This is a genomic window from Micromonospora maris AB-18-032 (assembly GCF_000204155.1).
Lineage (GTDB): Bacteria > Actinomycetota > Actinomycetes > Mycobacteriales > Micromonosporaceae > Micromonospora > Micromonospora gifhornensis.
Genome location: NC_015434.1, coordinates 4,797,132 through 4,818,335, shown reverse-complemented (window position 1 = coordinate 4,818,335; position 21,204 = coordinate 4,797,132). Strand labels below are relative to the sequence as shown.

The window sequence follows — 21,204 nt, the reverse complement described above, 5'->3', positions numbered from 1 at the left end:
TGGTAGGCCGCAGGCGTCGATATTGGAAGACGTCAATCCCGATGGCCGGCGCTGCCCACGCACTCGGGCGGGAAGCCGTCGACCAGGGACGATTCGGGCTGTCGGGGGCGGCGGATAGGCTCGGAGCGTGGCTGATCCGTCGACCTACCGTCCCGCCCCCGGCACCATCCCGGAGTCCCCGGGGGTCTACCGGTTCCGCGACGGCACCGGCCGGGTGATCTACGTCGGCAAGGCGAAGAACCTGCGCAGCCGCCTCAACTCCTACTTCGCCGACCTGCTGGGGCTGCACGACCGCACCCGGCAGATGGTCACCACGGCCGAATCGGTCGACTGGGTCACCGTCGGCACCGAGGTCGAGGCGCTCCAGCTCGAATACACCTGGATCAAGCAGTACGACCCGAGGTTCAACGTCCGCTACCGCGACGACAAGTCGTACCCCTACCTCGCGGTCACCCTCGACGAGGAATATCCGCGGTTGCAGGTCATGCGCGGGGCCAAGCGCAAGGGGGTGCGCTACTTCGGGCCGTACTCCCACGCCTGGGCGATCCGCGAGACGCTCGACCTGCTGCTGCGGGTCTTCCCGGCGCGGACCTGCTCCGCCGGGGTGTTCAAGCGCGCCGGTCAGGTCGGCCGGCCCTGCCTGCTGGGCTACATCGGCAAGTGCTCCGCGCCCTGCGTCGGCAGCGTCACCGCGCAGGAGCACCGTGAGATCGTCGACGGGTTCTGCGACTTCATGGCCGGGCGCACCGACAGCATGGTGCGCAAGCTGGAACGCGAGATGACCCAGGCCAGCGCCGAGTTGGAGTTCGAGCGGGCGGCCCGGCTGCGCGACGACGTCGCGGCGCTGCGCCGGGCGATGGAGAAACAGACAGTCGTGCTCGGCGACGGCACCGACGCCGACGTGGTCGCCTTCGCCGACGACCCCCTGGAAGCCGCGGTGCAGGTCTTCCACGTCCGGGGCGGCCGGGTGCGGGGCCAGCGCGGCTGGGTGGTGGAGAAGACCGAAGACCTCACCACCGGCGACCTGGTGCACCACTTCTGCACCCAGGTCTACGGCGGCGAGCACGGCGAGACCGACGTGCCGCGCGAACTGCTGGTGCCGGAGTTGCCCGCCGACGCCGAGGCGCTGGCCGACTGGCTGGCCACCCACCGGGGCAGCCGGGTCAGCCTGCGGGTGCCGCAGCGCGGCGACAAGCGTGCCCTGCTGGAGACGGTGGAGCGCAACGCCAAGGACGCCCTGGCCCGGCACAAGCTCAAGCGGGCCGGTGACCTGACCACCCGCAGCAAGGCCCTCGACGAGATCAGCGAGGCGCTCGGCATGCGGACGGCACCGTTGCGCATCGAGTGCTTCGACGTCTCCCAGATCCAGGGCAGTGACGTGGTGGCCAGCATGGTCGTCTTCGAGGACGGCCTGCCCCGCAAGAGCGAGTACCGCCGCTTCATCGTCCGGGGCGCCACCGACGACCTGTCGGCGATGTCCGAGGTGCTGCGCCGCCGCTTCGCCCGCTACCTCGACGTGCGCGCCGAGACCGGCGAGATCGGCGAGGAGACCGCCGCGGATCCGGACCGCCCCGGCGTCGACCCGACCACCGGGCGGCCCCGCAAGTTCGCGTACCCACCGCAGCTGGTGGTGGTCGACGGCGGTGCCCCGCAGGTCGCCGCCGCCGCGCAGGCCCTCGCCGAGCTGGGCATCGACGACGTGGCGCTGTGCGGTCTGGCCAAGCGGCTGGAGGAGGTGTGGCTGCCCGACGACGACTTCCCGGTCATCCTGCCGCGCACCTCGGAAGGGCTCTACCTGCTGCAACGGGTACGCGACGAGGCGCACCGCTTCGCCATCACCTTCCACCGGCAGCGCCGCTCCAAGCGGATGACCACCTCCGCCCTGGACGACATCCCCGGCCTGGGCGATGTACGCCGCAAGGCACTGCTGCGGCACTTCGGCTCGCTCAAGCGCCTCTCGGCCGCCACCGTCGAGGAGATCACCGAGGTCCCCGGTGTGGGCCGGCGCACTGCCGAGGCCATCCTCGCCGCCCTCGCCCCCGCGACCTCATCTGATTGATCAGCTCGGCGGGGCACCGGGCAGGGGCGTGCCCCGGGGTGCGGTGGCGTCCAGCGCGTCCAGCATCAGGTGCAGGTAGCGGGCCGGCTGGTCGGCGACATGTCTGGGCAACCGGTCCGGATGGCAGGTGAAGACGGTGAGCAGGGCCACCAGATCGCCGGTGCCGATATCCGCGCGGATCGTCCCGGCCCGTTGCCCATCGGTGACCAGGCCGTCCAGCAGGTCCAACCACTCCTGGCGGGACCGGGCGAACGCGGGTAGCGCCTGCACCTGCGCGACGGGGAGGTCGGCCAGAGCCGCAGCCAGCGCGCCCTGCCCTGGAGAGGCGCACCAGTCGACCAGTTCGCGCAGCGCCGACCAGGAATCCGCCGCGCCGTCGATGATCCGCCGGGTGGCGGTCACCAGGTCGGCGACGTACGCCTCGGCGACGGCACCGAGTAGCGCCTCTCGGGTGGGAAATCGCCGATAGAGCGTGCCGACGCCGACCCCGGCGCGGCGTGCCACCAGTTCCATCGGTGCGTCGAGCCCGTGCTCGACGACCACCTCGCGGGCCGCCGACATGATCTTAGTCAGGTTGCGGCGTGCGTCGGCCCGTAGGGGAGCGGCGTCGTTTGTCGGCAAGGCGTCCTCTATCCGGAAGGTTGTCCTCCGGTTATCCTAGTCGCCGGATAACCGGAATACCTCATTCCGCTTGGAGGCTTGGTGATCATCGTGACCGGCGCGACCGGACGGATCGGGCGCGCACTTGTCGATCGACTGGACCGGCACGCGGTAGCCCGGCGGGCGGTGGTACGCCAGCCTCGGCACGTCGCCGAACTCGGCGGTGATGTCACGCTCGCCGACTTCGCCGACCCCCGCTCGATCCGTGCCGCCCTCGTTCCCGGCGCCCGCCTGCTGCTCAACGGCGTACCGGGGCCGGACTTCGTCCACCAGCAACGGTCGATCATCGATCTTGCCGCCGAGGCCGGCGTCGCGCAGCTGGTCAAAATATCGGTACGCGGAGCGGCGCCCGGTGCGCTACTGGCCCAGGGCCAGCACGGCGAGATCGACGATCATTTGCGCGCATCAGGACTGCCGTACCTGATCCTGCAACCGGTCGGCTTCATGCAGAACCTCCTCCCCGAGGTCAGTTTCACCGATGGCGAGGGACGGTTCTACGGGTCGTACGGGTCTGGGCCGGTTGGCTACCTCGATGCTCGGGACATCGCCGACGTCGCCGCCGCCCTGCTGACCCGGCCGGTCGAGGCGAACGCCACGCTGACCCTGACCGGCCCCGAGGCGTACACCCACCAGGAGGTGGCCGAGACGATGACCGCCGTGCTCGGCCGCCCGGTGCACTACGTCGACCTGCCGGTGGCCGCCATGGCACAGCGCCTACGCGCGGCCGGCCTGCCTCCGGCGTTCGCCGACGACCTCGCCAGGCTGATGCGCGACGTCGGCGACGGCCGGTGGGCCGACACCACCGACACCGTCCAGGCGATCACCGGCCGCCCCCCGCGCACCCTGGCCACCTTCATCGCCGACCACGCCACATCCTGGACCTGACCCCACACGATTCGGCGGGTCACGACAAGGTGGTGCAGTCGGGTTACTCAGCGTTGGTGAGGACGTTGAGGATCTGCTCGCCGTACTTGGCCAGCTTGTTCTCGCCGACGCCACTGATTCCGGACAGCTCGGCCAGTGAGGTCGGCATCTCGGCGGCGATCTGCCGCAGCGTGGCGTCATGGAAGATGACGTACGCCGGGACGCCCTGCTCTTTGGCGGTGGCGGCCCGCCAGGCGCGCAGCCTCTCGAAGGTGCCGGTCGCCTCCGGGGACAGGTCGGCGACCACGGTGGCCGCGCCCCGCGGCTTGGCGGTGCGCGCCGCACGCGCCGGGCGGGCCGCCTCACGGCGCAGCATCACGGTACGCCGCCGGCCCAGCACCTCGGCGCTGGCGTCGGTGAGCGCCAGGGTGCCGTAGTCGCCCTCGACGGCCAACAGCCCCTCGGCCAGCAGTTGCCGCACCACGCCACGCCACTCGGCCTCGCTGAGCTCACCGCCGATGCCGAACACGGTGAGCGAGTCGTGCCGATGTTGGGTGATCTTGTCGTTGCTGCGGCCCAGCAGGATGTCGATGCAGTGCCCGGCACCGAAGCGCTGGTTGCGTTCCCGATCGAGCCGGAACACCGTGGAGAGCAGCTTCTGCGCGGCCACCGTGCCGTCCCACGACTCCGGGGGCTCCAGGCAGGTGTCGCAGTTGCCGCAGTTGCCGCTGGCCGGCTCGCCGAAGTACTCCAGCAACTGCACCCGACGGCAACGGACCGTCTCGCAGAGCGCCAGCATCGCGTCGAGGTGGGCGGCGAGGTTCCGCCGGTGCGCCAGGTCACCCTCGGACGTGTCGATCATCTTGCGCTGCTGCACGACGTCCTGCAGCCCGTACGCCAGCCAGGCGGTCGACGGCAGCCCGTCGCGGCCCGCGCGGCCGGTCTCCTGGTAGTAGCCCTCGACCGACTTGGGCAGGTCGAGGTGGGCGACGAAGCGGACGTCCGGCTTGTCGATGCCCATCCCGAACGCGATCGTCGCCACCATCACCACCCCGTCGGCCCGTAGGAACCGCTGCTGGTTGGCCGCGCGCGTCGCCGCGTCCAGACCGGCGTGGTACGGCAGTGCGTCGATGCCGTTGGCGACCAGGAACTCGGCGGTCTTCTCCACCGAGGCGCGGGACAGGCAGTAGACGATCCCGGCATCCCCCGGATGCTCGTCGCGCAGCAGGGCCAGCAGTTGCTTGCGCGGCTCCCGCTTCGGCACGATCCGGTACTGGATGTTGGGCCGGTCGAAGCTGGCCACGAAGTGCCGCGCCTCGGTCAGGTTGAGCCGGGTGGCGATCTCCGACCGGGTGGCGCTGGTCGCGGTGGCGGTCAGCGCGATCCGGGGTACGCCGGGCCACCGCTCGTGCAGCATCGACAGGTTCAGGTAGTCGGGGCGGAAGTCGTGCCCCCACTGCGACACGCAGTGCGCCTCGTCGATGGCGAACAGGCTGATCCGGCCCCGGTCCAGCAGGCTCAGCGTGGCCCGGCTGGCCAACGCCTCCGGGGCCAGGTAGAGCAGGTCGATCTCCCCGGCCACGAACTCCGCCTCGACCAGCCGGCGGGTGTCCAGATCGAGGGTGGAGTTGAGGAAACCGGCCTTCACGCCGACCGCGGTCAACGCGTCCACCTGGTCCTGCATCAACGCGATCAGCGGCGAGATCACCACCGCGACGCCGTCGCGGACCAGGGCCGGGATCTGATAACACAGCGACTTGCCGCCGCCGGTCGGCATCAGCACCAGGGCGTCCCCGCCGTCGACCACGTGGTCGATGACCTCGCGCTGGAAGCCCCGGAAGGCGTCGTACCCGAAGACCCGCCGCAGCACCTCCAGCGCCGCCGTCACCTTCGCACCGGCCGGCGCGTCGCTGTCGGTCACGTCCGCGATGCTCAGGTCACTGGTGCGCACGTCGGCGGGAGAGGCCATCCGAGGATTCTATGAGCAGCTGCTCGCCGGGCCGCTACGCCGGTTCGATGGGCAGCCAGAGCTCGCAGGTCGCGGTGCTGAAATCGTTCGCCGGATCGGGCACCGCGACGATCTCCGGGCCTCGCCGCAGCCGCCACGGATTGAAGGGAAACCATTCGGCTGCGGCCGTGGCCCAGGCATTCTGAAGGGTCTGCGGATGCGGCCCCGCCGTCCGGATGACCACCCAGGTACCGGCCGGGACCTCGATGATGTCGAGGCCGCCCGGGATCGGCGTGCTCGGGGACACGGCGACCCCATGCAGGTAGGTCAGCTCGCTGCCCTCGCCGTAGTCGGCGTCGAGGTCGTCGCTGACCGCGAGCAGGCCGCTCGGGTCAGCGTTGCCGAGTGCCTTCAAGCGCAGGTGCTCCTCGGCCGGCAGCGCGGCGATGTGCTGCTGGATGTACGGGTTGATACCCCGGTGGGTCAGCGGAACGCGAGCAGCGTGCCCCACGAGCCGGAACGCGGGATGGTCGACGATGCGAGTGTCCATGTGTTCGCTTCCTTCGACAGGTAGGCGGAACCTGAGCTGGGGGTGATCGACGGCGTACCGGTCGCGGCTGATCGTCGTTCCTCCGATCCGATCGTGCGGCAGCGCTGCTGCGACCCACCCGATGGAAGCCGCGCGGGAAGTGTCGGGTGAGCGGGATCGATGTCGCCGCATGATGGGGCCATGGATGACACAACACTGGTGTCCCGCTTTCTTCGCGACGGCTTCGTCAAGTTGGCTGGTGCCGTCGCGCCGCGGGTGGCTGCGGACTGTGCGCGGCTGCTGTGGCGAGAGACGGGCTGCGACCCGGACGACCCAGCGACGTGGAGACAGCCCGTGCACTGGGTGGAGGGCATGGCGCAGGGGCCGTTCGCCGCCGCCCCCAATTCCCCGTTCCTCCATCACGCGTACGACCTGCTGGTCGGCGCGGGACGCTGGGAGCCGCGCTACTCGCTGGGCACGTTCCCGCTGCGCTTCCCGCACGAAGAGGAGCCGAACGACGCGGGCTGGCACATCGAGGGCAGCTATCTGCCGGAGGGCGAGAGCTGGTACTTCACGAATGTGCGTTCCCGTGGCCGGGCGCTGCTGATGCTGTTCCTGTTCAGCGAGGTCGGTGAGGAGGACGCCCCGACCCGGATCCGGGTCGGCTCACACCTCGACGTGCCGAGGGTGCTGGAAAGTACGGGGAGGACGGGGCGAGCGGGCTGGAACTTGCGCCCGACCTGGTGGCGGCATCCAGCCACCGGCCACTCGCCCTCGCCACCGGGTCCCCGGGCGACGTCTTTCTGTGCCATCCGTTCCTGGTGCACGCGGCGCAACCGCACCACGGGACACGGCCGCGCTTCATGGCCCAGCCGCCGCTGATGCCGGCCGCGCCGTACGAATTGGAGCGGGCCGACGGCGCCTACTCACCCGTGGAGATCGCGATCCGTCGGGGCCTTGGACAGGACACCCCCGATCTGGACGGGGTAGGCACCGACGACAATGCCGGGTAGGCGTGCCAGGCGTGGCACGGGTGATGCACGACGGAGGCGGGGACAAGGGTGGTTCTGCGGGTGAGTGGTCGCAACGCGCGATTCCAGCAGTGGGAGGCTCTCCTGCACAATCGGACCAAGCGGCAACGTCGCGGCGAATTCCTCGTGCAGGGCGTGCGTCCGATTGCCATGGCCGTCGAACACGGTTGGCAGATCCGAGAGCTGCTGTACAACACAAGCGTTGCGCTGTCCGGCTGGGCACGCGACCTGCTGGAAAAGGTCCGGGCCGAGAAGATCGCCGTCTCCCGTGAACTGATGCACGAGCTGGGAGGTAAGGCGGACGACGTACCGGAGCTGCTGGCCGTGGTCGCGCTGCCGGAGGACGACCTGTGCCGTATCCCGACCGGACCGACCATGCTCACGGTCGTGTTCGATCGGCCGACCAGCCCCGGCAACATCGGGACCCTCGTCCGGTCCGCAGACGCCTTCGGCGCCTCCGGCGTCATCATCACCGGCCACGCCGCCGACGTGTACGACCCGAAGGCAGTCCGGGCGAGCACCGGCTCGCTGTTCGCTCTGCCAGTGGTTCGGGTGCCCGCCCGTCAGGCCGTGCTGTCCTGGGGCGTCGACGTCCGTGCGGGCGGCATCGGCATGAACGTCGTGGGAACCGATGAGCTGGGCGCGCTGGATGTCGCCGATTACGACTTCAGGCAACCAACGCTGATCGTGATCGGCAATGAGACCACCGGTCTCAGCTCCGGCTGGCGTGAGGCCTGCGACCAGGTTGTCCGGATCCCGATGTCCGGGGCAGCCAGCTCACTGAACGCGGCGACCGCCGCGACCGTCGTGCTGTACGAATCGGCACGGCAGCGGACTGCTGCCGCCCGACGCTAGCGCACTGGTCGCCGCGAATCGCCGCAAGGCTCTCCACTGCTGCTGACCGGCTCAGGAAGGCACGGGGACGGGTTTGGCCCAGCGGGGGGTGCCGGTGGGGTCGACGTAGCAGACGGCGACCAGCAGATCGGCGGGGTCGGTGAGGGGAGTGGCGGCGGGGCCCATCCGGAACAGGGCCACCAGGTCGCCCTCGGCCACCGCACGGGTGCTGACCGCGCCGAGGTTGTCCGGGGTACGCAGCGAGTCGCTCGACTCCGGGCGGGAGACGGCACCGGCGAGGAAGTCGTACCGTGCGGCGAGTGTCTCGTACGAGTCGGCCCAGTTGAACCCGGTGCTGCCGGCGGCGTCCCAGCCACCGCTCGGGGGCACCACCCGGGGCGGGTCGAGCCGGTTGTCCAGCAGGATCACCTGATAGGTGCCGGGCTGGCCCGGGCCGGACCACCGCAACCGCAGCAGCACGGACTGGTTGTCGGGGTCCCCGACCGGGGCGGAGCCGTTGCGCCAGCCGTACGCGCTGACCAGGTCGGCCACCTGGTCCGGCTGCGGCAGCATCGCCTCGACGGTGACGGTGACCGCGTCAGGGCCGGCGTTGTGCTCACGTTCGCGTTGCCGCGCGTGGTCGATCGTGGCCAGTACCGCGACGGTGACCGAGACGAGGGCCACCACCCAGCGCAGTCGCGCTCCGTGTCTGCCCATGGCCGGAGGATAACGCCGTCGCCCGCCGCGCGCCGTCAGTCAGCCGACAAGGCCGGGGGTTGGTCGACAATGGCGGCGGGCAGTCCGCCGACATGCAGGTGGGTAGGTGATCGACAGCCGGGTTGACCGGCGCGATCGGGCTGGCGGGGGAGCCTCGGGGCGTCGGTGGCAACGCTCCGGCAGGCCGCACTAGAGTCGCTTTGACCATGCCCGGTCGGCCTGACCGGAGCGCCACAGCTTGGGGGTTGACGGGTGGGCGAGGCGCACACGAACGGTCATCACGTCGGCGGCACCGGGGCGGCGGAGACGGACACCACGCTTGTCGTGGTCACCGGTCTGTCCGGTGGTGGGCGCAGCACCGTCGCCCGAGCCCTGGAGAACGTCGGCTTCTACGTCGTGGACAACCTGCCGCAGGCGTTGCTGCTGGACATGGCCGAGCTGGCGGTGAAGGCCGGCGGGGCGGCCCGACGTACCGCGATGGTGTTGGACGTGCGGTCCCGGGCCTTCTCCACGGACCTGGCCGAGGCGATCCGGGAGCTCAAGGAGCGCGGGTACGCGCCCCGGGTGGTCTTCGTCGACGCCGACGACGAGGTGTTGATCCGCCGTTTCGAGAGCGTGCGTCGTTCCCACCCGTTGCAGGGCGACGGGCGGCTCGCCGACGGCATCGCGGTCGAGCGGGGCCTGCTGGAGGAGGCCCGCGACCAGGCCGACGTGATCATCGACACCAGCCACCTCAACGTCAACCAGCTGCGTCGGCGCATCGAGGAACTGTTCGGCGGGGAGGATGCCCGCAAGCTGCGGGTAACGGTGATCTCCTTCGGCTTCAAGTACGGCCTGCCGCCGGATGCCGATTTCGTGCTCGACGCCCGGTTCCTGCCCAACCCGTACTGGGTGCCGGAACTGCGGGAGCACACCGGCCGCGAGGAGGCGGTCAGCGCGTACGTGCTGGGGCAGGAGGGTGCGGACACCTTCGTCTCGGCGTACGCCGATCTCGTGGGCGCCACCACCGCCGGCTTCGAGCGGGAGGGCAAGCGGTACCTGACCGTCGCGGTGGGTTGCACCGGCGGCAAGCACCGCAGCGTGGCCATCGCCGAGGAGTTGGCCGCCCGGTTGCGTCGTGCCGGCCTGGCCGCCAACGCGCAGCACCGCGACCTGGGGCGGGAATGACGATCCGGGTGGTGAGCTTCGGTGGCGGGCACGGCCTGTCCGCCGCGCTGCGGGCGTTACGTCGTTGCGCACCCGAACTGGATCTGGACATCACCGCGGTGGTGACCGTCGGTGACGACGGCGGTTCCAGTGGGCGGCTGCGCGCCGAGCGGGGTGGGCTGCCCCCGGGTGACCTGCGGCAGGCGTTGGTCGCGCTGGCCGGTGACCACCCGGCCACCCGACGCAGCGCCGGGCTGTTCCAGCACCGCTTCGCCGCGGTGGCCACCGACGGTGGCCGACCTGACGCGCTCGCCGGTCACGCGGTGGGCAATCTGGTGATCTCCGGCCTGATGGAGTTGCTGGGCGACCCGGTGGCCGCGCTGGAACACGCCGGGGCGATGTTGGGTGCGGTCGGCCGGGTGCTGCCGATGTCCTGCGAGCCGGTCGACATCGAGGCGCGGGTACGCGGCACGGACCCGGATCGCCCCGACGAGGTCCGCACCGTACGCGGCCAGCACCAGGTCGCGGTCAGTACCGGTCGGGTGGAGTCGCTGCGGATCACCCCGCAGGCCCCGGAGGCCTGTCCGGAGGCGGTCGCGGCGATCGGTGCGGCCGACTGGTTGATCTTCGGGCCGGGCAGCTGGTACACAAGCGTCCTGCCGCACCTGCTGGTACCGCAGCTGGCCGCGGCGATCCTGGCCAGTTCCGCTCGCCGGCTGGTCACCCTCAACCTCGCCGCCGAGCAGGAGACGCTCGGTCTGTCCGTGGCCGACCACCTCGCGGCGCTGCGGTGGTATCTGCCGGAGTTGACTGTCGACTACGTGATCGCCGATTCCAAGGCGGTCGGTGATCCCGCCCCGGTCGACCGTGCGGCAGAATCGCTCGGGGCCCGACTCGTCCTCGCCCCGGTAGCGGTCGACGACGGCACTCCCCGCCATGATCCGGCCGCGTTGGCCGCCGCGCTGGTGCCCGTACTGGGCGCCGATCGTTAGACACGTACGTAATCTCCGGCGACACGCCGGAACCGGTCCGTGAGGGGACGCACAATGGCGATGACGGCTGCGGTCAAGGACGAGCTGAGTCGGGTCGACGTGCCCAAGCCCTGCTGCCGGCGGGCGGAGATGGCCGCGCTGCTGCGGTTCGCCGGTGGGCTGCACATCGTCTCCGGGCGGGTGGTGGTGGAGGCGGAACTGGACACCGGCGCGGTGGCCCGCCGGCTGCGCCGGGAGATCGCCGAGGTCTACGGCTACCCGAGTGAAATTCATGTGTTGGCCTCCGGCGGGCTGCGCAAGGGCAGCCACTTCATCGTCCGGGTGGTCAAGGACGGCGAGGCGCTGGCCCGGCAGACCGGTCTGCTGGACGTGCGGGGTCGACCGGTGCGGGGACTGCCACCGCACGTGGTCGCCGCCAACGTCTGCTGCGCGGTCTCCGCCTGGCGGGGCGCGTTCATGGCGCACGGGTCGCTGACCGAGCCGGGCCGCTCCAGCGCCCTGGAGATCACCTGCCCGGGGCCGGAGTCGGCGTTGGCGCTGGTCGGCGCGGCCCGCCGGATCGGCATCACCGCGAAGAACCGCGAGGTGCGCGGGGTGGACCGGGTGGTGGTCAAGGACGGCGACGCGATCGCCGCGCTGCTCACCCGCATCGGCGCCCACGCCAGCGTGCTGGCCTGGGAGGAGCGTCGGGTCCGCCGGGAGGTACGCGCCACCGCCAACCGGCTGGCCAACTTCGACGACGCCAACCTGCGCCGCTCGGCGCGGGCCGCGGTGGCCGCGGCGGCCCGGGTCACCCGGGCCCTGGAGATCCTCGCCGACGACGCGCCGGAGCACCTGACCTCGGCGGGTCGGCTGCGGCTGGAGCACCGGCAGGCGTCCCTGGAGGAGTTGGGCGCGTTGGCCGACCCGCCGCTGACCAAGGACGCCATCGCCGGGCGGATCCGCCGGTTGCTGGCGCTCGCCGACAAACGGGCGCGCGACCTGGGCATCCCGGATACCGAAGCGGCCGTCACGCCCGACATGCTCGTGGTCTGATAGGACGGTGGGGTCGTCCGGCGTGGGCGGGCCGGTGTTCGCCGGCGCGCCCTGTCGGCGCGGTGTGACGTCCCGTGTGGCGTAGGTGGGCAACCACCCGACGCAGCGCGGCTCGACGCGCTCGGATAGGGTCGCTTGCGTACGGCAAGGGGGCCGGAACCGGCGCACCCGCCGTACCCACCGCCTCGGGCGGTCAGGTCCCTCGGACCGCGGCGGGGTGGCCGAGATGAATCGTCAACGGCCGGCTCCAACGGTCGGCGCACATCACTTCGCCGGCCGAGGGTCTCCACGCCGGCGGACCAGAACGCGAGGAGATGGGACCTGTGACCATCCGGGTTGGCATCAACGGCTTCGGCCGAATCGGCCGTAACTTCTTCCGGGCAGTGCTGGCGTCCGGCGCTGACGTGGAGGTCGTTGCCGTCAACGACCTCACCGACAACGCCACGCTGGCCCACCTTGTCAAGTACGACAGCATCCTGGGCCGCCTCCCGCACGAGGTGAAGGCGACCGCCGACGAGATCACCGTCGGTGGCAAGACCATCAAGGCGTACGCCGAGCGTGACCCGGCCGCCCTGCCGTGGGGTGACCTGAACGTCGACGTCGTCATCGAGTCGACCGGCTTCTTCACCGACGCCAACAAGGCCAAGGCGCACCTCGACGGCGGGGCCAAGAAGGTCATCATCTCGGCGCCGGCCAAGAACGAGGACGTCACGGTCGTGATGGGCGTCAACGAGGGCTCGTACGACCCGGCCAAGCACAACATCATCTCGAACGCCTCCTGCACCACCAACTGCCTCGCGCCGATGGCCAAGGTGCTGCACGACACGTTCGGCATCGAGCGTGGTCTGATGACCACCATCCACGCGTACACCCAGGACCAGAACCTGCAGGACGCGCCGCACTCCGACCTGCGTCGGGCCCGCGCCGCCGCGCTGAACATCGTGCCGACCTCGACCGGTGCGGCCAAGGCCATCGGCCTGGTGCTGCCGGACCTCAAGGGCAAGCTCGACGGGTACGCGCTGCGGGTGCCGATCCCCACCGGCTCGGCCACCGACCTCACCGTCACCGTCGGCCGGGAGACCACGGTGGACGAGGTCAACGCCGCGCTCAAGGCCGCCGCCGAGGGTCCGCTGCGGGGCATCCTCAGCTACAACGAGGACCCGATCGTCTCCGCCGACATCGTCACCGACCCGGCGTCGTGCATCTTCGACGCGCCGCTGACCAAGGTCATCGGCAACCAGGTCAAGGTCGTCGGCTGGTACGACAACGAGTGGGGCTACTCCAACCGCCTCGTCGACCTCGTCAAGCTGGTCGGTCAGTCGCTGTGAGCATCCGTACCCTCGACGATCTGCTCGCCGAGGGGGTGTCGGGTCGGCGCGTGCTGGTGCGCGCCGACCTGAACGTCCCGCTCGACAAGCAGACCGGTGCCATCACCGACGACGGCCGCATCCGGGCCGTCCTGCCGACCCTGGGTGCGCTCACCGAGGCCGGCGCCAAGGTGGTCGTCTGCTCGCACCTGGGCCGGCCGAAGGGCAGTCCGGACCCGCAGTTCAGCCTCAGCCCGGTCGCCGGGCGGCTGGGTGAGCTGCTCGGTGCCCCGGTGCACTTCGCCACCGACACGGTCGGCGAGTCCGCTCAGGCGACCGTGGCGGCGCTGGCCGACGGCGAGGTCGCGCTGCTGGAGAACCTCCGGTTCAACAAGGGGGAGACCAGTAAGGACGACGCCGAGCGGGGTGCGTTCGCCGACCAGCTGGCCGCGTTCGGTGACGCGTACGTCGACGACGCCTTCGGCGCGGTGCACCGCAAGCACGCCAGCGTCTACGACGTGCCGGCGCGGCTGCCGCACGTCGCCGGTCGCCTGGTGCTGCGCGAGGTGGAGGTGCTCTCCACGCTCACCGGCAACCCGGAGCGGCCGTACGTCGTGGTGCTCGGTGGTTCCAAGGTCTCCGACAAGCTCGCGGTGATCGAGGCGCTGCTGCCCACGGTCGACCGGCTGCTCATCGGCGGCGGCATGTGCTTCACCTTCCTCAAGGCGCAGGGCCACGAGGTGGGCACCTCGCTGCTGGAGAAGGAGATGGTCGAGACCTGCCGCAACCTGCTGGAGCGCTCCGAGGGCAAGATCATGCTCCCGGTCGACGTGGTGGCCGCGGACGCCTTCGCCCCGGACGCCGCGCACGACGTGGTCCCGGCCGACGGCATCCCCAGCCACCGGGTCGGCCTGGACATCGGGCCGGAGACGGTGGCCGGCTTCGCCGCCGCGCTGCGCGGCTCGTCGGCCAGCGGTACGCCGAACGCGCGGACGATCTTCTGGAACGGCCCGATGGGCGTGTTCGAGATGGCGGCGTTCGCCAACGGCACCCGGGGTGTCGCCGAGGCGATCGCCGAGTCCGACGCGTTCAGCGTCGTCGGTGGCGGTGACTCGGCCGCCGCGGTACGAGCCCTGGGCCTGGACGAGAAGTCCTTCGGACACATCTCCACCGGCGGCGGCGCCTCCCTGGAGTACCTGGAGGGCAAGACCCTCCCCGGCATCGCGGCCCTGGAGAACTGATGGCGAGCGCTCCCCGCCGGCCCCTGATGGCCGGCAACTGGAAGATGAACCTCAACCACCTCGAGGCCAACCTGCTGGTGCAGAAGCTGGCGGCCAGCCTCACCGAGAAGCAGCTCACCGAGGTGGAGACGGTGGTCCTGCCGCCGTTCACCGACCTGCGGACGGTGCAGACCGTCGTGGAGGGCGACAAGCTGCTGATCGGCTACGGGGCGCAGGACCTCTCCGCGCACGCCTCGGGCGCCTACACCGGCGAGGTCGCCGGGTCGATGCTGGCCAAGCTCGGCTGCACGTACGTGGTGGTCGGGCACTCCGAGCGGCGGGAGTACCATCGCGAGGACGACGCGCTGGTGGGCGCCAAGGTGCAGGCCGCGCTGGCCAACGGGCTCACCCCGATCCTCTGCGTGGGGGAGGGGCTCGACGTCCGGGAGCAGGGCGGGCAGGTCGCGCACTGCACCGAGCAGCTCGACGCGGCGCTCAAGGGGCTCTCCGCCGAGCAGGTGACCAAGGTTGTGGTGGCCTACGAGCCGGTCTGGGCGATCGGCACCGGCAAGACGGCCACCCCGGAGGACGCCCAGGAGGTCTGCGGCGCGCTGCGTACCCGGCTCGCCGAGACCTTCGACCAGGCCACCGCGGACCAGGTACGGGTCCTCTACGGTGGCTCGGTGAAGTCCTCGAACGTCGCGTCGATCATGGCCCAGCCGGACGTGGACGGCGCCCTGGTTGGCGGTGCCAGCCTCGACGCCGAGGAGTTCGCGAAGATCTGCCGGTTCCCGGAGCACATCACCGGCTGATCGCTCGCTATCCTTGACTCCGCCCGTCCGTCGGTCGGTGCCGCCGTGCCCGAACTGCCCGGGCGAGGATCGTAACGAGAGGACTGACCCCCGCCATGCCGATCTGGTTCGCCTACACGTTGATCGTGTTGCTGGTCATCACGAGCTTCATGCTCGTCCTGCTGATTCTGCTGCACCGGGGCAAGGGTGGTGGGTTGTCCAGCATGTTCGGCGGTGGCGTCAGCTCCAGCCTGGCCGGTTCGTCAGTGGCTGAGAAGAACCTAGACCGCTACACCGTCCTGGTGGGCATCGTCTGGTTCGCCTGCATCGTCGGGCTCGGGCTCTGGCTGCGGCTGCAGGTGGGCGTCTGATCAGGCGCCGCCAGTCGTACAATCTGCGCGCGGTCCGTCGTCCGACGGGCCGCGCGCAGTCCGTTTCACCCGCTGCACCGCGTCGCCCGCCGTCCACCCCTAGACGGCGGTCCCCTCCGACGACAGGAGCGAGCGCCGTGTCGAACGGCAATGTCATCCGGGGCGCCCGAGTCGGGTCGGCGCCGCCACGCCACCCCGAACGCCACCGGCCGGTGCCGTGCCGGTCGGTCAGCTTCTGGTGCCGCAACGGGCACCGCACCGACATCCGCATCGCCGCCGACGCGGCGACCCCGGAGCTGTGGGACTGCCCCCGCTGTGGGCTCCCGGCCGGCCCCGACGCGCAGGACCCGCCCGGCCGGGTCCGGGCCGAGCCCTACAAGACCCACCTGGCGTACGTGAAGGAGCGGCGTACCGACGCCGAGGGGGAGGCCATCCTCGCCGAGGCCCTCGCCGCCCTACGTCACCGGCGCGGCGAGCGCTGAGCCCCGCCTGCGCGTCACCGCCCCGCCAGGCCGATGATAGGAGGGGGCCCCTTTACTACGCGAGGCGTTAATAAGGGGCCCTTCCTTTCACCGCAGGCTGCGGAAGCGGGCGGGGACGGTGGCTGCGGCGGCGCGGTCCAGCAGCCACAGGGTGCGGCTGGTGCCCTGCACCCCGGCTGCGGGGATCTGCACCGGGCCGGCACCGGCCAGGGCCATGCCCACCGCGTGCGCCTTGTCGGCGCCACCGGCGACCAGCCACACCTCCTCGGCCGTGTTGATCGTCGGCAGGGTGAGGGTGATCCGCACCGGCGGCGGCTTCGGGCTGCCTCGCACCGCGCTGACCGGGCGGCTCTCGTAGTGCACCGGGTGCTCGGGGAAGACCGAGGCGACGTGCCCGTCCTCGCCGACGCCGAGCATCAGCACGTCGAAGTGGGGGAGCAGGGCGGTGCCGGGCCGGGCGGCCCGGGCCAGCTCGGCCGCGTACTGTGCGGCGGCCTCCTCCGGGTCGAGACCGGCGTCGGAGGGCGGCATCGGGTGGATCCGCTCCGGCGCGACCGGCAACGCGTCGAGCAGCGCCGCGCGGGCCTGGGTCTCGTTGCGCTCCGGGTCACCGGCGGGCAGGAACCGTTCGTCACCCCACCAGAAGTCGACCCGGGACCAGTCCACCGCGTCCTTCGCCGGTAGGGCGCCGACGGCCCGGTAGACGGCGGCGGCGATTCGACCGCCGGTGAGCACCACCGCGGCCTGCCCGCGCTCGGCCTGCGCGTCGAGCAGCTTCACCACCAACCGCGCCGCCACCGCCTGTGCCAGCAGATCGGCATCGGCGTGTACGGCGACACTCGCCTCACTCATGGTGTCCTTCCACGACCGTCACAGCGGTCGGTGTCGTGCCGTACCCCGGGGTGGGATCGGTCAGGGTTGAGCGCTTGTCGACGTGTGCGCGGTGACACCGGCCTCGGCCCGCTCGGCGGTGGCCGGGTCCTTCCAGACGTGCACCCGCTGGCCGGGGCGACGGTCGAGGGTGGTCAGTCCGGCGAAGGCACCCAGCGCCTCCGCGTACACCTGGTCGGGGCCGAGCCGGCGCAGCTCCTCTGCCAACTCGTCGCCGAGCGGCCGACGGACCAGCGGCAGGATCCGGTCCTCCTGGCCGGTACGCCGGAAGATGGCCACGTTGTCGTCCCGGGTCAGCGTCAGCTCGTCGCTGTTGGCGCAGCGCAGCTGCACCTCACGCATCCGGGGGAACTCCTTGGTCCGCTCCCAGCGGGGCTTGATGCCCAACCGGCTGCGCAACCAGCCGCGCATCAGCGCAGCCGTCGGGTCGCTCGGCGGCGCGACCACCGCCGCGTCGGTCAGCTGCGCCTCGGTGGTGTCGAACGCACCCGCCACCACGGCCCGCCACGGGGTGATCCGGGTCCAGGCGAGGTCGGTGTCGCCGGGCGCGTAGTCGCGGGCACGTTGCCGCAGCGCCTCGATCGGGTCGGCGGCCTGGGCCGAGTCGGTGATCCGCCGGTCGGCGACCACGCCGAGGAAGTCGGTGGCGATCTCCATCGGCGGCTCGCCGTGCCACCAGGTCACCACCGGCACGTCCGGCACCAGCAGCGGCATCACCACCGACTCGGCGTGCAACGCCAGCCGGCCGTACATCCGCATGACGACCGCCTCGCAGGGGCCCAGCCGCCCGCCGACGACGATCTCCGCGTCGAGCCGGCTGCGGTCGCGTTCCAGATCGGAGCGGACGACCACCAGCAGCCGGCACGGGTGCGCGGCGGCGGCGATGGTGGCTGCCGCCTCCGCGTCGCGTACCCGCTTCTCGTCGACCACCACGATCAGGGTCAGCGCCATGCCGCTGGCCACCCCACCGGCGCTGCGCCGCTCGGCGGCGAGTGCCTTGACCACCTCGTTGCCGGTGGTGTCCCACAGTCCGATCAACGGAGCCTCCAGGTTCGCTCGTGGTGCCCGGTCACGCCCGCCGCCAGGCCCGGCCTTCGCGGGCCAGCATCGTGTCGGCGGCGCGGGGACCCCACTCGCCGGCCCGGTAGGGCTCGGGCTTCGTGCCCTCCCAGGCGTGTTCCAGCGGGTCCACCACGGCCCAGCTCTGCTCGACCTCGGCGGCGTCCGGGAACAGCGTCCGGTCGCCGATCAGCACGTCCAGCACGAGCCGCTCGTACGCCTCCGGACTGGACTCGGTGAACGCCTCGCCGTACTGGAAGTCCATCGCGATGTCGCGGACCTCCATCGTGGTGCCGGGCACCTTGGACCCGAACTTGAGCACCACGCCCTCGTCCGGCTGGACCCGGATGACCAGCTGGTTGTTGCCGAGCATCTCCATGTCGGTGGAGTTGAACGGCAGGTGCGGTGCCCGCTTGAACATCACCGCGACCTCGGTCACCCGCCGGGGCAGGCGCTTGCCGGCCCGGATGTAGAACGGCACCTCGGCCCAGCGGCGGTTCTGGATGCCCAGCCGCACCGCCACGTACGTCTCCGTGGTCGAGGTCGGCGGGACGCCGTCCTCCTCCAGGTAGCCCTTGGCGCGCTGGCCGCCGACCCAGCCGGGCAGGTACTGCCCGCGTACGGTGCCCTGGCTGACGTCCTTGGGCAGGGTGATGGCCTTGAGCACCTTGAGCTTCTCGGCCCGGATCTCGTCGGCGTCGAAGCTGGTCGGCTCCTCCATGGCGACCAGGGCGAGCAGTTGCAGCAGGTGGTTCTGCAGCACGTCGCGGGCGGTGCCGACGGAGTCGTAGAAGCCGGCCCGGGAGCCGATGCCGACGTCCTCGGCCATGGTGATCTGCACCGAGTCGACGTACTGCGAGTTCCACAACGGCTCGAAGAGGCTGTTGGCGAAGCGCAGGGCGAGGATGTTCTGGACGGTCTCCTTGCCCAGGTAGTGGTCGATGCGGAACACGTCGCGTCGGGTGAACACGTCGTCCACCAGGTCGTTGAGGGCCTTCGCCGACGGCAGGTCGTGCCCGAACGGTTTCTCCACCACCACCCGACGCCAGCCGCCGCACTTGTCGTTGTCGGCCATGCCGGTGCGGGCCAACTGCTTGAGCACCACCGGGAACGCGGCCGGTGGGATGGAGAAGTAGAACGCCACGTTGCCGTGGATGCCGTGGCTGTCGCGCAGGCCGTTCAGGCACTCGGTGAGCCGGTCGAAGGCGGCGTCGTCGTCGAACGAGCCGCCGACGAACTTGATGTTGTGTTCCAGCCGCGACCAGACCTCCTCGCGCCACGGTGTGCGCGAGTGTGCCTTGGCCGCCTCCCGGGCCAGCGTCGCGAAGTCACCGTCGGCCCAGTCCCGCCGGGCGAACCCGACGACCACGAATCCGGGCGGCAACAGCCCTCGGTTGGCCAGGTCGTAGACCGCCGGGATCAGCTTCTTCTGGGCCAGGTCGCCGGTCACCCCGAAGATCACCAGAGCACAGGGCTCCGGGATCCGGGGCAGTCGCCGGTCCTGCGGGTCGCGCAGCGGGTTCACTCTGTCTCCTCTGTTCGCGACTGCGGGGCTCGCAGGATCGGCTCACTCCTCGCGCTCACGGTGCCTTCCCGATCCTGGTCGTCCACATCGTTCATCGTCATGCCCGCAGCGACCCGACCGCGTCGAGCAGTTGGGCCAGGCCCGCCGACCGGTCGGTCAGGTGCAGCCGTAACAGCGGGCGCTCGTGACCGGCCAGGGCCTGCCGGTCGCCGGCGGCTTGCGCCGCCTGCAGCTCCCCGAAGGAGTACGGCTCGCCGGGCACCGGCAGATCAACATCGACCGTACCGGTTATCTGAAGAAAGCTACCCAACCGTGGGCCACCGTTGTGGTACTGGCCGGTGGCGTGCCGGTGGCGTGGCCCCCAACCGAAGGTGACCGGCCGGGCGGTGAGCTGCGCCAGCAGCGGGCGCAGCCGGGCCGCGTCGGCGTCGGCGTGCCGGTCGAGGTAGGCCGTGACCGCCAGGTAGCCGCGGTCGTCCAACCCGGTCAGCAGGTGCCGGAGCGCGCCGGTCAGGTCCGCCGGTGTGCCCGCCGGGGCGTACACCTCGATCGTGTCCTCGACCGACGACGGTGTCGACGCCGACGGACGGTGCGCCAGGACGGCGGCGGTGTGCTCGTCGGCCGCGGACACGTCCGGCCGGTCGAACGGATCCACCCCGAGCACGTCGGCGGCCAGGGCGGTGGCGTACTGCCAGGCCAGGAAGTGGGCGCCGAGCGGGCCGTTGACCGCGATGTCGGGGGTGACGCCGAGAGCCGGCAGGTCACCTGCGGCGAGCGCGCCGCCGTAGCTGACGGTGAGCCGGTCCGGGCCGGTCAGGTGAGGGCTGGCCGGTGACTCGACCACCACCGGCAGGAGACCGAGCCCGTCCTTGCCGGTGGACTCGGCGAGCACCTGCTCGACCCAGTCGCCCAGCCCTTCGACGCCGGTGCCGTCGTCGACCAGGACGACCGTGTCGCGTCCGGTCGTGGCGGCGGTGGCCAGCGCGGCACCGAGCGCCAGGCCCGGGTTCGCGTCGGCACTGTCCAGTGTGGCCGCGAACGCCTCGGCCTGGTCGAGCAGGTCGGCCACCGCGACCCCGGCGAGCGCGCAGGGGACCAGGGCGTACGCGGTCAGCGCCGTGAAGCCGCCGTCGACCTCGGGATCGGCGGGCACGATGATCGCGCCCAGTTCGGCGGCGACCGCCGCCAGCGGCGAGCCCGGATCGGTGACCACGACGAAGTGCCGCCCCACCTCCGACTCGGTCATCCCCGAGTCGAGGAACGCCTGCCGGTAGGCGCGCCGGAGACAGTCGACCTCCGGCGTGCTGCCGGCCAGCACCACGACGGTGCGGGCCAGCCGGTCGGCCAGCGTGGCGCGTACCCGACCGGGGTCGGTGGTGTCGAGCACGGTCAGCGCCCGACCGGTGGTCCGGGCGACGACCTGCGCCGCGAGCGAGGGGCCGCCCGGGCCGGCGAGCACCACGTGATCCAGGTCGGCCAGCTCCGCGGTCAGCTCGGCGAGCTGGGGGAGCAGCTCGCGGCCCCGCCGGTGGGCGTCCAGCCAGCCGAGCCGGCCGACCGCGTCCGGACCCCACAGCGTCGGATCCCTGGCGAGCAGCCGGCGCGGTACGTCGGCGTCGACCAACGCCTGCCGGGTGGACGCCGACGCGCTGGCGTCCACCGCCCGCGCGCCGTGCACCGCGAGACCGCCGGCGGCCTCGACCGGTGCGGCCAGCAGATCACCCACGCCGCCGCCCGTCGCGG

20 protein-coding genes are annotated in these 21,204 nt (G+C 71.5%); 12 read left to right on the top strand and 8 right to left on the bottom strand.

The genetic code is table 11. The features are described 5' to 3' along the window. Positions 1-127 precede the first annotated feature (127 nt). Positions 128-2,059: an excinuclease ABC subunit UvrC gene (gene uvrC, locus VAB18032_RS21190; protein ID WP_013734965.1), complete on the top strand. Its 1,932-nt coding sequence runs from the start codon at positions 128-130 to the stop codon at positions 2,057-2,059. Here uvrC and VAB18032_RS21185 read toward each other — a convergent pair whose 3' ends face one another. Beyond that, positions 2,060-2,680 carry a TetR/AcrR family transcriptional regulator gene (locus tag VAB18032_RS21185; RefSeq protein ID WP_013734964.1) on the bottom strand — a complete coding sequence of 207 codons (621 nt, stop codon included), beginning with the start codon at positions 2,678-2,680 and terminating at the stop codon, positions 2,060-2,062. An 81-nt stretch (positions 2,681-2,761) separates the two neighbouring features. Here VAB18032_RS21185 and VAB18032_RS21180 point away from each other — a divergent pair, with 81 nt between their 5' ends. Next, the gene (locus tag VAB18032_RS21180; RefSeq protein ID WP_013734963.1) at positions 2,762-3,604 is read left to right on the top strand and encodes an NmrA family NAD(P)-binding protein; all 843 of its coding nucleotides are present in this window, start codon (positions 2,762-2,764) and stop codon (positions 3,602-3,604) included. Positions 3,605-3,647: 43 nt separating this feature from the next. Here VAB18032_RS21180 and recQ read toward each other — a convergent pair whose 3' ends face one another. Continuing rightward, positions 3,648-5,552, bottom strand: coding sequence for a DNA helicase RecQ (recQ, locus tag VAB18032_RS21175; RefSeq protein ID WP_013734962.1), 1,905 nt, complete (start codon positions 5,550-5,552; stop codon positions 3,648-3,650). A gap of 34 nt (positions 5,553-5,586) precedes the next feature. After that, complete coding sequence (locus tag VAB18032_RS21170; protein WP_013734961.1) at positions 5,587-6,081, bottom strand: GyrI-like domain-containing protein; 495 nt, start codon at positions 6,079-6,081, stop codon at positions 5,587-5,589. A gap of 180 nt (positions 6,082-6,261) precedes the next feature. Between VAB18032_RS21170 and VAB18032_RS21165 the strand changes: the two genes are divergently transcribed. Then, positions 6,262-6,942 (top strand): hypothetical protein, encoded by a 681-nt coding sequence (locus VAB18032_RS21165; protein ID WP_013734960.1) that lies wholly within the window; start codon positions 6,262-6,264, stop codon positions 6,940-6,942. Between the two features lie 185 nt (positions 6,943-7,127). After that, positions 7,128-7,946, top strand: coding sequence for a TrmH family RNA methyltransferase (locus tag VAB18032_RS21160; protein ID WP_232510903.1), 819 nt, complete (start codon positions 7,128-7,130; stop codon positions 7,944-7,946). 51 nt (positions 7,947-7,997) lie between these two features. On the opposite strand, the gene VAB18032_RS21155 is transcribed toward VAB18032_RS21160, so the two are convergent. Continuing rightward, positions 7,998-8,642: a hypothetical protein gene (locus VAB18032_RS21155; protein ID WP_043721475.1), complete on the bottom strand. Its 645-nt coding sequence runs from the start codon at positions 8,640-8,642 to the stop codon at positions 7,998-8,000. Between the two features lie 252 nt (positions 8,643-8,894). Here VAB18032_RS21155 and rapZ point away from each other — a divergent pair, with 252 nt between their 5' ends. From rapZ to VAB18032_RS21115, 8 genes are all read left to right on the top strand, one after another. Continuing rightward, positions 8,895-9,809, top strand: coding sequence for an RNase adapter RapZ (gene rapZ / locus VAB18032_RS21150; RefSeq protein ID WP_013734956.1), 915 nt, complete (start codon positions 8,895-8,897; stop codon positions 9,807-9,809). After that, positions 9,806-10,780, top strand: a complete 975-nt coding sequence (locus tag VAB18032_RS21145) for a gluconeogenesis factor YvcK family protein (RefSeq protein WP_013734955.1) — start codon at positions 9,806-9,808, stop codon at positions 10,778-10,780. The genes rapZ and VAB18032_RS21145 overlap by 4 nt, the downstream gene beginning before the upstream one ends. Before the next feature lie 54 nt (positions 10,781-10,834). Then, positions 10,835-11,815: a DNA-binding protein WhiA gene (whiA, locus tag VAB18032_RS21140; RefSeq protein ID WP_013734954.1), complete on the top strand. Its 981-nt coding sequence runs from the start codon at positions 10,835-10,837 to the stop codon at positions 11,813-11,815. Positions 11,816-12,138: 323 nt separating this feature from the next. Beyond that, on the top strand, positions 12,139-13,143 hold the full coding sequence (gene gap / locus VAB18032_RS21135) for a type I glyceraldehyde-3-phosphate dehydrogenase (RefSeq protein ID WP_013734953.1): 1,005 nt from the start codon (positions 12,139-12,141) through the stop codon (positions 13,141-13,143). After that, complete coding sequence (locus VAB18032_RS21130) at positions 13,140-14,363, top strand: phosphoglycerate kinase (protein ID WP_013734952.1); 1,224 nt, start codon at positions 13,140-13,142, stop codon at positions 14,361-14,363. The genes gap and VAB18032_RS21130 overlap by 4 nt, the downstream gene beginning before the upstream one ends. Then, entirely contained in the window at positions 14,363-15,154 is a 792-nt protein-coding gene (gene tpiA, locus VAB18032_RS21125) for a triose-phosphate isomerase (protein WP_013734951.1), read from the top strand. The genes VAB18032_RS21130 and tpiA overlap by 1 nt, the downstream gene beginning before the upstream one ends. A 95-nt stretch (positions 15,155-15,249) precedes the next feature. Continuing rightward, positions 15,250-15,504 carry a preprotein translocase subunit SecG gene (secG, locus tag VAB18032_RS21120; RefSeq protein ID WP_013734950.1) on the top strand — a complete coding sequence of 85 codons (255 nt, stop codon included), beginning with the start codon at positions 15,250-15,252 and terminating at the stop codon, positions 15,502-15,504. A 137-nt stretch (positions 15,505-15,641) separates the two neighbouring features. Next, entirely contained in the window at positions 15,642-15,986 is a 345-nt protein-coding gene (locus tag VAB18032_RS21115; RefSeq protein ID WP_013734949.1) for an RNA polymerase-binding protein RbpA, read from the top strand. Between the two features lie 87 nt (positions 15,987-16,073). Here the strand turns inward: VAB18032_RS21115 and pgl are convergent, their stop codons facing one another. The 4 genes from pgl to VAB18032_RS21095 all read right to left on the bottom strand — a co-directional run bounded on the left by pgl (position 16,074) and on the right by VAB18032_RS21095 (position 21,187). Next, entirely contained in the window at positions 16,074-16,838 is a 765-nt protein-coding gene (pgl, locus tag VAB18032_RS21110) for a 6-phosphogluconolactonase (RefSeq protein WP_013734948.1), read from the bottom strand. A gap of 60 nt (positions 16,839-16,898) precedes the next feature. Next, positions 16,899-17,915 (bottom strand): glucose-6-phosphate dehydrogenase assembly protein OpcA, encoded by a 1,017-nt coding sequence (locus VAB18032_RS21105; protein WP_013734947.1) that lies wholly within the window; start codon positions 17,913-17,915, stop codon positions 16,899-16,901. A gap of 31 nt (positions 17,916-17,946) precedes the next feature. Further along, entirely contained in the window at positions 17,947-19,461 is a 1,515-nt protein-coding gene (zwf, locus tag VAB18032_RS21100; RefSeq protein WP_013734946.1) for a glucose-6-phosphate dehydrogenase, read from the bottom strand. Between the two features lie 97 nt (positions 19,462-19,558). Then, positions 19,559-21,187, bottom strand: a complete 1,629-nt coding sequence (locus tag VAB18032_RS21095; protein WP_013734945.1) for a glucose-6-phosphate isomerase — start codon at positions 21,185-21,187, stop codon at positions 19,559-19,561. Positions 21,188-21,204: the final 17 nt, after the last annotated feature.

Coding starts and splice junctions, on each gene's coding strand:
- recQ (WP_013734962.1), bottom strand. CDS start 5,552: ATGGCCTCTCCCGCCGACGTGCGCACCAGTGACCTGAGCATCGCGGAC.
- VAB18032_RS21170 (WP_013734961.1), bottom strand. CDS start 6,081: ATGGACACTCGCATCGTCGACCATCCCGCGTTCCGGCTCGTGGGGCAC.
- VAB18032_RS21165 (WP_013734960.1), top strand. CDS start 6,262: ATGGATGACACAACACTGGTGTCCCGCTTTCTTCGCGACGGCTTCGTC.
- VAB18032_RS21155 (WP_043721475.1), bottom strand. CDS start 8,642: ATGGGCAGACACGGAGCGCGACTGCGCTGGGTGGTGGCCCTCGTCTCG.
- VAB18032_RS21145 (WP_013734955.1), top strand. CDS start 9,806: ATGACGATCCGGGTGGTGAGCTTCGGTGGCGGGCACGGCCTGTCCGCC.
- whiA (WP_013734954.1), top strand. CDS start 10,835: ATGGCGATGACGGCTGCGGTCAAGGACGAGCTGAGTCGGGTCGACGTG.
- tpiA (WP_013734951.1), top strand. CDS start 14,363: ATGGCGAGCGCTCCCCGCCGGCCCCTGATGGCCGGCAACTGGAAGATG.
- secG (WP_013734950.1), top strand. CDS start 15,250: ATGCCGATCTGGTTCGCCTACACGTTGATCGTGTTGCTGGTCATCACG.
- pgl (WP_013734948.1), bottom strand. CDS start 16,838: ATGAGTGAGGCGAGTGTCGCCGTACACGCCGATGCCGATCTGCTGGCA.